Annotated in this window: 13 protein-coding genes and 2 tRNA genes; 6 read left to right on the top strand and 9 right to left on the bottom strand. The window is 64.6% G+C overall.

Annotated features, from left to right (window positions below):
• Window positions 1-39 precede the first annotated feature (39 nt).
• A tRNA-Ala gene (locus tag ACTIGC_RS00100) sits at window positions 40-115 on the bottom strand.
• A gap of 147 nt (window positions 116-262) precedes the next feature.
• Here ACTIGC_RS00100 and ACTIGC_RS00105 point away from each other — a divergent pair.
• The 6 genes from ACTIGC_RS00105 (at window position 263) to ACTIGC_RS00130 (ending at window position 4,507) form a co-directional block, all read left to right on the top strand.
• Window positions 263-1,471: a sensor histidine kinase gene (locus tag ACTIGC_RS00105; protein WP_439632474.1), complete on the top strand. Its 1,209-nt coding sequence runs from the start codon at window positions 263-265 to the stop codon at window positions 1,469-1,471.
• Between the two features lie 33 nt (window positions 1,472-1,504).
• Window positions 1,505-1,915, top strand: coding sequence for a response regulator (locus ACTIGC_RS00110; RefSeq protein ID WP_439632475.1), 411 nt, complete (start codon window positions 1,505-1,507; stop codon window positions 1,913-1,915).
• 99 nt (window positions 1,916-2,014) lie between these two features.
• The gene (locus tag ACTIGC_RS00115; RefSeq protein ID WP_127569118.1) at window positions 2,015-2,320 is read left to right on the top strand and encodes a YggT family protein; all 306 of its coding nucleotides are present in this window, start codon (window positions 2,015-2,017) and stop codon (window positions 2,318-2,320) included.
• A gap of 5 nt (window positions 2,321-2,325) precedes the next feature.
• Window positions 2,326-3,234, top strand: coding sequence for a bifunctional 5,10-methylenetetrahydrofolate dehydrogenase/5,10-methenyltetrahydrofolate cyclohydrolase (locus tag ACTIGC_RS00120; RefSeq protein WP_439632476.1), 909 nt, complete (start codon window positions 2,326-2,328; stop codon window positions 3,232-3,234).
• Window positions 3,235-3,283: 49 nt separating this feature from the next.
• Window positions 3,284-3,709, top strand: a complete 426-nt coding sequence (locus tag ACTIGC_RS00125) for a response regulator (protein ID WP_439632477.1) — start codon at window positions 3,284-3,286, stop codon at window positions 3,707-3,709.
• A 51-nt stretch (window positions 3,710-3,760) separates the two neighbouring features.
• Window positions 3,761-4,507, top strand: coding sequence for an SDR family NAD(P)-dependent oxidoreductase (locus ACTIGC_RS00130; protein WP_439632478.1), 747 nt, complete (start codon window positions 3,761-3,763; stop codon window positions 4,505-4,507).
• On the opposite strand, the gene ACTIGC_RS00135 is transcribed toward ACTIGC_RS00130, so the two are convergent.
• From ACTIGC_RS00135 to hemC, 8 genes are all read right to left on the bottom strand, one after another.
• Window positions 4,504-6,075, bottom strand: coding sequence for a long-chain-fatty-acid--CoA ligase (locus ACTIGC_RS00135; protein WP_439632479.1), 1,572 nt, complete (start codon window positions 6,073-6,075; stop codon window positions 4,504-4,506). The genes ACTIGC_RS00130 and ACTIGC_RS00135 overlap by 4 nt on opposite strands.
• 111 nt (window positions 6,076-6,186) lie before the next feature.
• Window positions 6,187-6,783 (bottom strand): hypothetical protein, encoded by a 597-nt coding sequence (locus tag ACTIGC_RS00140; protein ID WP_439632480.1) that lies wholly within the window; start codon window positions 6,781-6,783, stop codon window positions 6,187-6,189.
• A gap of 80 nt (window positions 6,784-6,863) precedes the next feature.
• Window positions 6,864-6,939, bottom strand: a tRNA-Thr gene (locus tag ACTIGC_RS00145).
• 510 nt (window positions 6,940-7,449) lie between these two features.
• The gene (gene udk / locus ACTIGC_RS00150) at window positions 7,450-8,097 is read right to left on the bottom strand and encodes a uridine kinase (RefSeq protein ID WP_439632481.1); all 648 of its coding nucleotides are present in this window, start codon (window positions 8,095-8,097) and stop codon (window positions 7,450-7,452) included.
• An 11-nt stretch (window positions 8,098-8,108) separates the two neighbouring features.
• A complete protein-coding gene (locus tag ACTIGC_RS00155) occupies window positions 8,109-9,620 on the bottom strand; it encodes a heme biosynthesis protein HemY (RefSeq protein WP_439632482.1) in 1,512 nt (503 codons plus the stop codon).
• Window positions 9,617-10,867 (bottom strand): mitofilin family membrane protein, encoded by a 1,251-nt coding sequence (locus tag ACTIGC_RS00160; protein ID WP_439632483.1) that lies wholly within the window; start codon window positions 10,865-10,867, stop codon window positions 9,617-9,619. The genes ACTIGC_RS00155 and ACTIGC_RS00160 overlap by 4 nt, the downstream gene beginning before the upstream one ends.
• Before the next feature lie 43 nt (window positions 10,868-10,910).
• Entirely contained in the window at window positions 10,911-11,639 is a 729-nt protein-coding gene (locus tag ACTIGC_RS00165; protein ID WP_439632484.1) for a uroporphyrinogen-III synthase, read from the bottom strand.
• Complete coding sequence (gene hemC, locus ACTIGC_RS00170; protein WP_439632485.1) at window positions 11,636-12,604, bottom strand: hydroxymethylbilane synthase; 969 nt, start codon at window positions 12,602-12,604, stop codon at window positions 11,636-11,638. Before hemC ends, ACTIGC_RS00165 begins: the two co-directional genes overlap by 4 nt.
• Between the last annotated feature and the right edge of the window lie 40 nt (window positions 12,605-12,644).

The raw sequence follows: 12,644 nt of genomic DNA on the forward strand, positions 1-12,644 counted from the left end.
GCCGGCAGATTGCCCGGCGTCTCAGATATCGAGAGGAAATGGTGGAGCCGAGCGGGATCGAACCGCTGACCTCGTCATTGCGAACGACGCGCTCTCCCAACTGAGCTACGGCCCCACTTCGCGAAGAGGTCAGGGAGGTAGTGCCCGGCCCCGCATCTTGTCAAGCACATGATGGAGCCGCGTCGAAAATCGCTGGCCGTCCGCTTGACGCCCGTCCCGGCGCATAGATAGTGCGCTAGAAACAGGGAGAGGCTTGCCGCGCATGGGCTCCATGACGCATTCGCTATCGACGCACGGCTTCATGCCTCACGGCATGTGCTATCTGTGGGAGCCCTCCATTCTGTGGACCCATGTGCTGTCCGACGCAGTTATCGCCCTGGCCTATTTTTCTATTCCCGCCGCGCTGGCCATATTCTCCATACGCCGGCCGGATCTGGTGTACCGGCCGGTCATGTGGCTGTTCGTGGCCTTCATTCTACTGTGCGGCATGACACACCTGTTCTCGATCTGGACGGTGTGGAACCCGCACTATCAGCTCGAGGGCCTGCTAAAAGCCGCCACGGCGGCGGTCTCGCTGGCTACCGCTATCGCCCTGTGGCCATTATTGCCGCGCGCGCTCGCCTTGCCATCAACCAGCCAGCTGCAACGCTCCAACCAGGCGCTGCAGGCCGAGATTGGCCGGCGCGACGAGGCTGAGGCGCGCCTGATGGCTGTTACCGGCCAGCTGGAGCATCGCGTCCGCCAGCGTACGCGCGACCTTGAACGGGCCAATACGGCGCTGCGCCAGTTTGCCGCCGCAGCTGCTCATGATCTGCAGGCGCCCTTGCGTCACATCCAGATATTTTCCCAGCTCCTCGAGCAGGAAGAGGCAGATGTCATGAGCGCAGACGGCCAGAAGTATCTGGCCAAGGTGCGCGAAGGCGCACTGCGCGCGCAGACTCTCATCAGCGTCCTGCAGGAATATGCCCAGCTGGTGAACCGGCCACCTCAGTCCCAGACGCTTGAATTGTCGCGGGTCATCACCGGCGTGATGTCGGCACTGGAAGATGAGATAGAGGCAAGCGGCGCAACGCTGGATATCGCGGACCTGCCCGAAATCGAGGGCGACCCAGTGCTTCTCACCCAACTTTTTCAGAATCTGGTTTCCAACGCGATAAAATACCGATCTGCCCTGGCACCAGTCATCACCATCCGCGCATCGCAGGGCGAAGACGGTATGGTGGCGATTTCCATAGCAGACAATGGAATCGGGATTGATCCGGCCCACGCCGAGACGATTTTCCAGATGATGAAACGACTGCACGACGATACCCGCTATCCGGGCATGGGCGTGGGTCTGGCCTTCTGCCGGGAGATTGTTGAAAGCCATGGCGGCGAGATTTGGCTGGACGAAACCCACCTTGACGGCGCACGCTTCTGCCTGACTCTGCCATCACCCGGCGCAACGCCCGCCGGCGGGGTCACCCAGTAAGCCAGCGAGCCCACACGGCCCGGGGAGAAAAAAATGGCGAAAACAATCCGCCTCCTGCTTGTCGAGGATGACGAAAGCGACGCCTTTCTGACCAAGCGTGCCTTTGCCGACATGAAAGGCGCCAATCTCATGCACGTGCCCGGCGGGCAGGCGGCGCTGGATGCTCTGCGCTCCAGCCGTTTTGACGCCATGCTTCTCGACCTGAACATGCCCGGCCTTTCCGGCCATGAGGTGATCGAGGCGCTGCGCGAGCGCGAGGACCCTGAACTGGTCCCGATCATCGTATTCTCGTCCTCCAGCCAGCCGGGCGATATCGACAAGGCTTACGAAGCCGGAGCGAACGCCTATGTCCGCAAGCCCGACAGCCTGGGGGGCTATCAGCAGGTAGCCGACGCAGTGTGCCGCTTCTGGCGCGACCATGCAGAGATACCCGGACGGCACTGACCACGTCCTTGCGCGGCACGCTTGCGTGAAAGGGTGGTGCGCGTCTAGACAGGCGCCACCCCTTGCACGGCTGCGGCGTGCGTCCAGACGGAGACAGTGATGACCTTCGGTCAGGCCCTGATTATCTATTTCATCATTCCGGTACTGAATATTCTCGTACTGCTCATCTTCGTGAACGTGGTGCTGAGCTGGCTGGTTGCGTTCAACGTGGTCAATCCGCGCAACCAGTTCGTCAATACGATCTGGCGCGCCACCAATGCCCTGACCGAGCCGGTCCTCTCTCCCATCCGCCGTATCCTGCCGCCGCTGGGCGGGATTGACCTGTCGCCTCTGGTCCTGCTGCTGATCATCTTCTTCGTGCGTGAGTGGGTGATCATGGGGCAGATTTTCCCTCTTCTGGGCTAGCATCCGTGACCACACCTGATTTCATCCGGCATCGCGAAGGGCTTGCCAGCCTGATTGATGGCAAGCTGGCCTCGGCCGCGCTTGACGCCGCCGTTGCCGCCCAGAGCGCAGCACTGGCTGCCCGCATCGGACGCAAGCCTTGCCTCGCCGTGGTGCTGGTCGGCGATGATCCGGCCAGCCATGTCTATGTCCGCAACAAAGTGCGCCGCACCGAAGCGGCCGGCATGATCTCTCAGGAATTCCGCCGCCCCGATGACCTGCCCGAAGCCGAGCTGATCGCTCTGGTGGAAACCCTCAATGCCGACCCGGCAGTGGACGGCATTCTGGTGCAGATGCCCCTGCCCGCCCACATTGATGCCCGCCGCGTTGTGGAAGCCATCGACCCGGCCAAGGATGTGGACGGGCTGACCGCCACCAGCGCAGGCCGGCTGGTGCTGGGGGCCGATGGCTTGCGCCCGTGCACACCGTCGGGCTGCGTGTGGCTCGCCCGGCAGGCGCTGGGCGATCTGTCAGGCCTCCACACGGTGATGATCGGGCGCTCCATCCTGGTCGGCAAGCCCGCCGCCCTGCTGTTTCTGGAGCAGAACTGCACCGTCACGCTGGCCCATTCGCGCACCCGCGATCTGCCGGAAGTCTGCCGCTCGGCGGACATTCTGGTCGCTGCAGTGGGCAGGCCGGAAATGGTGAAGGCTGACTGGATAAAGCCGGGTGCATGCGTGCTCGATGTCGGCATCAACCGCACCGATGCGGGACTGGTCGGCGATGTCGCCTTTGAGGCGAGCGAGAAGACCGCCGGCCATATAACACCCGTGCCCGGCGGGATCGGCCCCATGACCATCGCCGTCCTGCTGGCCAATACACTGAAAGCGGCAGCCGCGCGCACCGGCGAAAAAATCATCGATCCCCTCTGCTGATAATGCAGAAATTTACGCTTTGCTAAGCGCGGGCCAATAGCGTGAAAGCATGAGCGCTGTTGCACAAACCACCCAGATTTTGCGTGTCCTCCACGTCGAGGATGACTTCGCCGATGCCATGCTGCTGCAGCAGGCGCTTTGCGATGCTGGCGGCTATGAATTTGAACTGGAAGTTGTGCGCACGCTGAACGACGCCAAGCGCAAGCTGGCCCGGCGGCAATATGATCTGATCATCGTCGATCTGCGACTGCCTGACTCTATAGACCCCACCGACACGGTGCGTACGGCCGAAAAGATCGCGCGCGGCACGCCGGTTCTCGTCCTGACCGGATCGGCGCGGGTAGATGCCGAGGCATTGGGGCCGCACCTGACGATTCTGGACAAGAACGAGTTCTTCAACGGCAAGGACCGTACGGCCAGCTTCCGCCTGATGCGCAAGGTCCAGGACGCGGCCAACGACGCGCTGCACCTCTAGACGGCCGGTCAGCCCTTTCCGTAAAGCATCGGCGCTCTAGCTCATCTCGTCATGAGCAACACTCTTGAATCCCTGCCTGAGCACTACCGCGCGATCGTAGTCGGCGCGTCCGGCGGCATTGGCGGCGCGTTCGTACGCCAGCTTGCAGACGATCCGCGCTGCGGCGATGTGATCGCCCTGTCGCGGTCAGGCAGCGCGCCACAAGGGCCGAAGATCACCTCCGGCACCATCGACCTGGAAGACCCGGCCAGCATCAGGGGCGCGCTGGAGCCGATTGCCGGTGATGGCCCCATACATCTGGTGATCGTGGCCAGCGGCGTCCTGCATGGCGAGGGTTTCGGCCCGGAGAAGACATGGCGCCATCTGGATGCGTCCAGCATGGCCCGGCTCTTCGCCATCAACACCACCGGGCCGGCTCTGGCCGCCGCCGCCCTGCTGGACGCCCTGCCGCGCGAGGGAAAGTCGGTGTTTGCCGCCCTCTCGGCGCGCGTCGGCTCTATCTCCGACAACCGGCTGGGGGGCTGGCACGCCTATCGCGCATCCAAGGCGGCGCTGAACCAGATCATCCGCACACTATCGATAGAACTCGCCCGCAAGCGCCGCGACGCCCTGATCGTCAGCCTGCATCCCGGCACGGTGGAGACGGCCCTCTCAGAGCCCTTCCGGGGCAATGTGCCAGAGGGAAAGCTCTTCACGCCGGAATACAGCGCCGGACGCCTCCTGAAGGTAATCGACACGCTGACCCCTGACCACTCCGGACGTTGCTTTGATTTTGCAGGCGAAGAAGTCGCGCCCTAGCTCACGGCCCGGTCGCGGCCCTTCCAGTAAGGCTCGCGAAGCACGCGTTTGAGTATCTTGCCCGTGGGGTTGCGCGGCAGGGCGTCAATGAAATCGACCGTTTTGGGCACTTTGTAGGCGGCGATCCGCTCCCTTGCGTGCGCGATCAGGGCTTCGGGCGTCACGTCCGAACCCGGCGCCTTCACCACCACGGCCTTCACCGCCTCGCCCCAGCGCTCATCCGGCACGCCGATCACGGCGACATCCGCCACGCCCGGATGGGAGAAGAGCGCGTTTTCCACCTCTGCCGGATAGATATTCTCGCCGCCGGAAATGATCATGTCCTTCACCCTGTCATGGATGAAGAGATAGCCATCCTTGTCCAGATACCCGGCATCGCCAGACTTGAACCAGCCATCTGAATTGATCGCCTCTGCCGTGGCATCGGGCCGGTTCCAATAGCCTTTCATCAGGCTGGTGCCGCGTATCCACACCTCGCCCACCTCGCCTTGCGGGGCCGGCTTGCCGTCCTCGCCCGCGACGCGGATCTCGATACCGGCATTCGGCTTGCCGGCCGCGCGCAGCTTGCCGCGCGCGGGGTCATGGTCGGCCGGCGGCAGGTGCACTGCCGCGCCATTGGTCTCGGTAAGGCCATAAAATTGCAAAAAGCCGCAATCGAAAATCTTTGCCGCTTTGAGCAGCAATTCTTCCGCAATCGGTGAGGCGCCATAGGCGACAAGCCTGAGCGACGAGAAATCGCGCGGTTTCGCCGCGCTCGCCTGCACCAGAAACAATATCACCGCCGGCACGAAGAAGCTGGTCTGCACCTTGTGCTGCTCGATGAGATCAAGGATCGCGACCGGATCGACTTCCTTCACGATGATATTCGTCGCCGCCTGATAGAAGCCCAGGAGCGCCCAGTTCGTGCCCGCCACATGGAAATAGGGCATGGCGATGAGGTTGGTATCACCCGGCTCCCACCGCACGAACCCGTCTTTCAGACCCTGCTCGAAGAGGGAGAGATACGCGCCGTGCGACAGCACCACGCCCTTGGGATGGCCCGTCGTGCCGGATGTGTAGAGCTGGAGCACGTCCTCTTTCGGGTCCGTCTTAAGCATCGGATCGGTGTCGGACTGCCCATCCCGCCAGCTGGTATAGCCCTTCCATCTGGCATGCCCGCCATCAAGCGCGATGACCGTGCGAAGCGAAGGCCGAGCAGGCAGAAGGCTCTCGACAAGGGGATAGTATTCCGCATCAACAAACAGCGTGGTGACGCCCGCATCCTTCAGGATGAAAAGGATTTCCGGCCCGGCGAGGCGCCAGTTCACGCCCGTCAGCACGCATCGCGCCTTGGCCGCGCCAAAAAGAAGCTCGGCGAAATAGTCGCTATTCTTGCCCAGATGGCCGATGCGCATGCCCGGCTCGCACCCCAGCGCGATCAGCCCGTTGGCGACCCGGCTCGCCGCCGTGTCCAGCGCGGCATAACTCGTGGTGCGATCCTGGAATACTTGCGCCGCTACATGGCCGTTCACGCGCGCCTGCTGGCGCACGACATCGGCCATGGATACGAGCTTGCCCGCATCGATCATTCGCGTCTCCTCCCTCATTGCGCGCGGGAGCTTTGCCCCTCACGCCCCGGCCACTGACGGGCCTTTTGTGCGAGCGATGATAGGCAAAGCGGGGAGAAGGGGAAGGGGGTGTCAGGCGACCATCTCGAACAGCAACCAGGCAGGCGACCGGCCTCCCCCGACCCGGAAAGCGTACCGCCCAGTTGCAGCACTCTGCCTATCAAGACGATCAATAATGCTCTGATCAGGCGTCTCGCTCTGCGTGGCAATGATGAGGCATCCAGCCCGATATTCTGCTTCATAGCCGGGAACGGCTCTGGCATCATTGACGGCGGCCTCCAGGCGGCTCTCGATTGTGTTCGCCGTACCATTCGAAGACGCGAAAAGATACTTGAACTCGATGGCATAGGAACCGCCGGTAGCCGTATCGCCGACCCATAGATCACAGCGTCCCAGGCCATACGGCCTGCCCCGGCCGGGTTTGCGCTTGTACGCAACATATTCGGTCAACGCGACAAAGCGGGCGCGAACGGCGGCATTTGCCAATGCGCTGACACTGGCGGTTTCGTTGAGCCGGAAAGGGTCAAACTCCCCTTCCCAGCCAGCCTTCAATGCCCAATCCATCAGTCGCCTTCTGATTGGGGGAACAGACCCCATCCATTCGGCCAGAAACGCTGAATGCGTCGTCCGGCCATCACCCGACAGTTTAACGATGTCCCGTTTGCTCATCTTCCCGCCCCACCGCTGGACAACCAAATCTGGCGGACAAACACCAGCAGGTCGATACACACAAGATGGTCGGAGAAAAATGGTGCCGCTTGCGTGACTCGAACACGCGACCTACGCATTACGAATGCGTTGCTCTACCAGCTGAGCTAAAGCGGCTTTGCCACGTCGTTTAACGGGCGGGTGCGGGGGCGAGGCGGTCGGCCCCTTCCCGGCGGCGCGCAAACTATCCGCGAACGCGTGTCTTCGCAAGCGCGCTTGTGCGTGTGGTCTGGATGGCGCGGTTTCGCACCTGACTGCCTCAGGTGACGACCTGTCATCCTCCGGTCGCGAAGCGATCCGGGGGACCCATGCCTCTTTAGTTCCGCAACGCATTCCCCGCCTGCGCGGGGACAGGCCGCGTTGCGATGTTCCGCAAAAAGTCGCGAGCGCGCGTTCGCGCTTGCGGGCCGCTAATGCGCCCCGAAATACAAGCTCTCAGGCATGGGTGGCCCGGACAAGCCGGGCCATGACAACTTGAGAGACTATTGGTGATGCCCCGTTTCCCCGACGAAAGTCGGGGCCTAGAAAAGACTGGGCACCGGCGTGCGCCGGTGAAACGAAATCTGGGTTCCGGGTGTCGCTGCGCTCCCCCGGATTGACGAGGCGTAGTGTAGCTGTGGGGTCCCACTACCCCGCCTTCGCGCGTATCGCCTCCACGACCGGCTTTGCCAGCGCGTCGAAAAACGCTTCGAGATGGTCGGCCGGGCGGGCGGCGGCGGCGTCATTGCGGATCACGATATGGGCGCAAGCCGCATTCGGGTGCGTCCACTCATGGTGCATGGGCCGCACCGTCCCCAGATACTGGCCGACGACCGACTGGGCCGTGCGCCCGCGCTCGTTCACATCGCGTAAAAGGCGCCGGGCGAGGCGTATATCGTCGGGCGCATCGACATAGACGCGGATATCAAACAGCTCTTTCAGCCGCGCATCGCAGAAGAGGTGAATGCCCTCCACCAGCACGACATCCGCCGGCGCGATGCGGCGCGTATCGGCGCGCCGGCGGTGAATGGTGAAATCATAAATCGGCGCATCCACGCTCTCGCCGCGCCTGAGCGCGTCCAGATGATCGGCCAGAAGCGCATGATCACGAGAGGCCGGATGATCGAAATTGAAGCGGGCGGCATCAAAATCGGGCGAGGCACCGTGATCGCCGTAATAATCATCTTCGGCCATGACGAGCGCGCTCAGGGGCGCAATGGCGCGGGCGGCGGCACGCGCAATCTCCGTCTTGCCGGAGGCTGACCCCCCGCTTACCCCCACGATCAGCCGTGCCATCCGCTAGTCCCTTAGCCCTTATCGTCGTCATCGACGCCCGGATCATCGGGCGCGAAGCGCGGACCCGCAGCCGGGGTCTCCTCGCGCTGTCTCGTTTCCCGGTCTGGTAAAGGCGCAGGCGCGATGATGACAGGAGCCGTGTCAGTGGCAGGCGTTTCTTTTGCAGCCGGTTTGGGCGCTTCCAGCAGCACGCGGTCCGGGATGGCCTCGGCGATCATCTCGAAGCGCTCATGGCGCGGATGGATCAGCCGCTCTTCATCGCCCCACGCATAGACCAGGCGCTGCCAGTCGCTCTCGGCAAAATTGAAGGCTTCCCCATCCCCGTCAATATCCGACCAGTCTGGTTCCCCCGGCGCATGGGCCGCGCGGGCGAGATAACGCTGGGCAGCGTCCTCATCGCCCTCCAGACGCGTCAGGCGGGCGGCCAGCGTACACACGCGCGCCGAGAGCGGCGCTTCAGCCAGTAGCGGCGTAATGGCGCTGCGCGCGGCCTCGATATTGCGCTGCTGCAGGGCAATGCCGGTGAGCAGCAGGCGCGATTCCCGGTTGTCTGGATTGAACTCGGCGAGCGTACGCAGACGCGCCGCCTTCTTCGCCGCCGTATCGGATTTGCGAAGCTCGCCATAGGCCCGTGCAATCGCCGGGTGGGGCCGCAGCCGCCAGGCAGTTTCGAGGATGTCCGCCGCCTTGCGATGGCGGCGGCGCGCGGGCAGCAAATCGCCTGCCAGCACGGCGGCGGGCGCAAAGCCGGGCGAGGCATTGGCCGCCTTCTCGGCCAGCTCTGCGGCCTTCTCAGCGTCGCTCTGGCGGATCTGGCGCGCCTTCACGGTCAGGATCACCGCCCGGCGGCGCGCGGCGCTGTCCGGCGCGATATGGCGGCGTTTTTCGCCCTCGGAGAGGGTTTCCAGCGCTTCGTCCCAGCGCGCGGCGGCAATTTGCGCATTAAAGAGGCTGTCAAACGCCCAGCGTGCGGTGCGCGCTTCCGCAAACGCCTTGCCCGCGTGGGTTATGACATTGCCGGTCTCGCCTTGCGTTTCGGCCAGCACGGAGAGGCCCCGATGGGCAACGAGACGCGTTTTCGGGTCTTCCAGCAGGGCTTCATAATGCCCGCGCGCGGCCAGAAGATTGCCGGCGGCCTCGGCGGCTCTGGCAGCCAGCAGACGCGACAAAGCCGGCCGCTCCAGCAGGGCATCGGCGCGTGCCGCCTGACGCACGGCGAGTTCGCCTTCACCGGCAGCAGCGGCAATCAGCGCGCGTTCCAGCGCATCAACGCCCTGTTCGCGGCGGCGGCGCTGGCGCAGCTTGCGCCACGCGTCGGGCGCGCCCCACATCTTGGCGATCAGCCACCACAAGACGGTCAGCAGGAAGGCGGCAACGATCAGCACGCCCATGAAGAGCGCAAAGCTGGTTTCGGCCTGCCAGCCAAGGAACTCAAAGCTGGCCGTGCCGGGGTTCAAGGTCAGCCAGACAGCGAGGATCGCCGTGATGACGCACAAGGCAACAGTGAGGATAAGGCGGATCATGGCGTGCTCCTGCCCGCAGTGGCATCGCTGCTGAGCGCATTGCGCAGTGTGATGAGGGCGGCCTCGATTTCAAGGCGGGCGCGCGCGCGAACCAGCCAGTCAGAGGCGGCTTCAGCTGCCGGGCCTTCCAGCCGCCCTGCCGCCTCTACCGCGCCGGACAGATCGCCGCGCGCAAGGCGGTTTTCAGCCTGCCCGACCAGAGCCAGCGCGCTATCAGGGCTGGTATCGGCGGGGCGGATTTCAAACAGACCCAGAAAGCGGCGCGTCTCGCCAGATGCCGAACGTATCGCCGCTGCGGGGAAGCTGTCTGCCAGCTCATCAGACGATGGCACGCCCCGGCGCGCATGAGGCTGCAGGGCGGCAAGGCCCGGCGCGTTTGGCCAGAGCCGGGCCATATTGGCGCGCTCGGCCTCAAAACTCTCTGAAGTCTGAGCCGCTTCGCGCAAAGCCGTGAAGGCCAGAATGCGCGCCGCCGACCGCTCGACGGCCTCGGCCTCGCCGCCAGCGCTGGCTTCGGCCTCGCTCAGCCGGGCTTCAAGGGCATCAAGCCGGGCCTGCACGCTCTCATCACGCGAGGCCAAGGCATCGCGCATCTGCTCTGACAACGCCCCGGACGCTTCGTCCTGCCGCGCCGACAGGGCCGCCAGGCCTGCCTCAGCCTGTTGTGCAGTTTCGTTCAGACGCCTCTCAAGGGCCGCAACCGCCTCTTCCAGCGGGGCGAGGTCAACCTCCCCGCCGCCAGCCACAGGCCGGTTTTCAATGGCCCTGCGCAGACCATCGATCTCGGCGCGCAGCCCCCCTTCGCGCTCATCCAGCAGCGCTTCCAGCGCGGCCTCATCAAGCCCGGCGCCCGTCTCTCCCGCCGAGCGCGCCTCCACCGCCTCCACACGTTCTTCCAGCGCGCGTATCTCGCTGTCGAATGTGCGCAAGGCTTCGGTGGGGACCATTTCGGTCAGCGGCCGGTCTTCTGCCGCGTTCAGGCGCGCGTCCAGCCCTGCCAGCTGGCTTTCCAGCCGGGCGATCTCCGCGCTAGCGCCTGCGTCATCGGTGGCGTTCAAACCGGCAGCAAACCAGCCCGCTACCCCGCCAACACCGCCTGCCAGCACCAGCAGCAATACAAAGCCGGCAAGACGCATCGCTGCCTTGCCGCCGCTGACACGCTTTTCAGGCTTTGCCGGTTCAAATTCGGCATCAATCGGCTCTGCCTCGCCGGGCGGAGGGGTATTTTCAGGAGAGTCCGCTTGCATGATCAGGTCTTCGCGCCTTTTCTGGGTCGGCTTCCTGCGCAGTCTAGGGTGCGCCGCGCCGCTTCGCCAGTTCATCCAGTGCGGCCAGAAGACTGTCTTCAGCCGGTTGGGCGGCGATATGTGCCTGCAGGCCGCGCGTGTGCAGCGGCACCGCGGCACGCTCCGATATGGCGATGAACTCCAGACGCGCGAGGGTGGCAGTCCGTTCCGCCGCGTCCACAAGCGCCAGAAAGCGCTCCGCACCGCGCGCCGAATGGATGAGCACGATGGCCGGGCCGTCTGCAAGCGCCGCTCTGGCACGCGCGGTCAGGCCGCGCGCCAGCCGTGTGCGGTAGACGATGTGGGTCGTAACGTTGAGGCCGAGAACCTCCAGCATGCCGGCCAGATCGCCCGCCCTGTCCTCCCCGCTCAAATGAAGGACATGACCGCCTGCGGGCAGAGCTCGCGCGATTACCCGCGCCAGCGCTTCGGCATCGCCATCGGCACTGGTAACGGACGAGAAGCCGGCATCACGCGCAGCCTGCGCCGTACCTTCACCCACCGCGAACACCGGTAGGTGAAGCAGCGGGCCGGTATTGCGGACGGCCTGCAGCGCATTGGCGCTGGTCAGGGCCAGAGCATCAGTGCCATTAGCGCCAATCACCGCTCGCGAGCGAACGACTTGCGAAACCGGGCAGGCTATCGCGGCAAAACCCATTGCCCGGACGGCCCGGACGGTGCGGGCATTGCCCGGCTGGGTGCGCGTCACAAGGACTGGCGCATGCGCGGTCATGATCCCGTGCCGGTGAGGATGGCTTCCACCGCCGCCCCTCCATCCTTGCGCAGGGTCTCTCCCAAAGACAGGCCGAAGGCCCGCGCCGCTTCAATCGTATCGATCCCGGTTCGCGCATCATTCATGCGCCAGCGCTGTGATCCGTCAGGTTTCAGCACTTCGGCTGTCAGATGGAGCGTATCGCCCTCAAACACGCCATGCGCCGCCAGCGGCGTGCGGCAGGACCCGTCCAGCGCTTCCAGCACGCCGCGCTCGGCTGCGATGGCAAGGGTGGTGGGGGCATGGTTCAGCGGGGCGAGGGCCACGCGGGCCGCATCATCATCGCTGCGGATCGTCACACCGATAGCGCCCTGCGCCGGGGCAGGCAGGCTGTGTGCGAAATCAAGGCCCGGCCAGTCCCCTTCCGGGCGGCCCAGCCGTTTCAGTCCCGCCTTGGCGAGGAAGGTCGCGGCAATGGGGCCCTCATTCAGCTTTTGCAGGCGTGTGCCGACATTGCCGCGCAGAAGCGTGATCTGAAGGTCTGGCCGGGCGTGAAGCGCCTGTGCCTGACGGCGCAAGGAGGCTGTGCCGATCAGCGCCCCTTGGGGCAGGCTCTTCAGCGTGCCGGGGCCGGTCGCGGTCAGTAATATGTCTGACGGGTCTTCACGTTCGAGCACACAAGCCAGCTCCAGCCCGTCCGGCAGATGGGTGGGAACGTCCTTCATGGAATGGACAGCAAACGCCGCCTCGCCGTCCAGCTGCGCGCGGTCGAGCTCTCGGGTGAAGAGCCCCTTGCCGCCGGCATCCAGCAGCGCCCGGTCCGTGATCTGGTCGCCCGTGGTGACAAGGCCGAGGATCGGGAAGCCTGCTTCGATGTCCTCCACACCGTGCGCGGCCGCCAGCTGTACTTGCACCATCAGCGCCTGCGCCATGGCCAGCGGAGAGGTGCGGGTGGCTAGCGCCATGACGGGCAGGGAAGCGGTCAAGATGATCTCCGTGAGTTGTCAGCCTGCCGGAGCGGCGCTA

The organism is Glycocaulis sp. (assembly GCF_051859565.1).
In the GTDB taxonomy this organism is placed as follows: Bacteria; Pseudomonadota; Alphaproteobacteria; order Caulobacterales; family Maricaulaceae; genus Glycocaulis.

Bases quoted from the DNA above. Each gene is read 5' to 3' on its own strand.
- ACTIGC_RS00105 (WP_439632474.1), top strand. From the start codon at position 263: ATGGGCTCCATGACGCATTCGCTATCGACGCACGGCTTCATGCCTCAC.
- ACTIGC_RS00125 (WP_439632477.1), top strand. From the start codon at position 3,284: ATGAGCGCTGTTGCACAAACCACCCAGATTTTGCGTGTCCTCCACGTC.
- ACTIGC_RS00110 (WP_439632475.1), top strand. From the start codon at position 1,505: ATGGCGAAAACAATCCGCCTCCTGCTTGTCGAGGATGACGAAAGCGAC.
- ACTIGC_RS00165 (WP_439632484.1), bottom strand. From the start codon at position 11,639: ATGACCGCGCATGCGCCAGTCCTTGTGACGCGCACCCAGCCGGGCAAT.
- udk (WP_439632481.1), bottom strand. From the start codon at position 8,097: ATGGCACGGCTGATCGTGGGGGTAAGCGGGGGGTCAGCCTCCGGCAAG.
- ACTIGC_RS00160 (WP_439632483.1), bottom strand. From the start codon at position 10,867: ATGCAAGCGGACTCTCCTGAAAATACCCCTCCGCCCGGCGAGGCAGAG.
- ACTIGC_RS00140 (WP_439632480.1), bottom strand. From the start codon at position 6,783: ATGAGCAAACGGGACATCGTTAAACTGTCGGGTGATGGCCGGACGACG.
- ACTIGC_RS00155 (WP_439632482.1), bottom strand. From the start codon at position 9,620: ATGATCCGCCTTATCCTCACTGTTGCCTTGTGCGTCATCACGGCGATC.
- ACTIGC_RS00115 (WP_127569118.1), top strand. From the start codon at position 2,015: ATGACCTTCGGTCAGGCCCTGATTATCTATTTCATCATTCCGGTACTG.
- ACTIGC_RS00135 (WP_439632479.1), bottom strand. From the start codon at position 6,075: ATGATCGATGCGGGCAAGCTCGTATCCATGGCCGATGTCGTGCGCCAG.
- ACTIGC_RS00130 (WP_439632478.1), top strand. From the start codon at position 3,761: ATGAGCAACACTCTTGAATCCCTGCCTGAGCACTACCGCGCGATCGTA.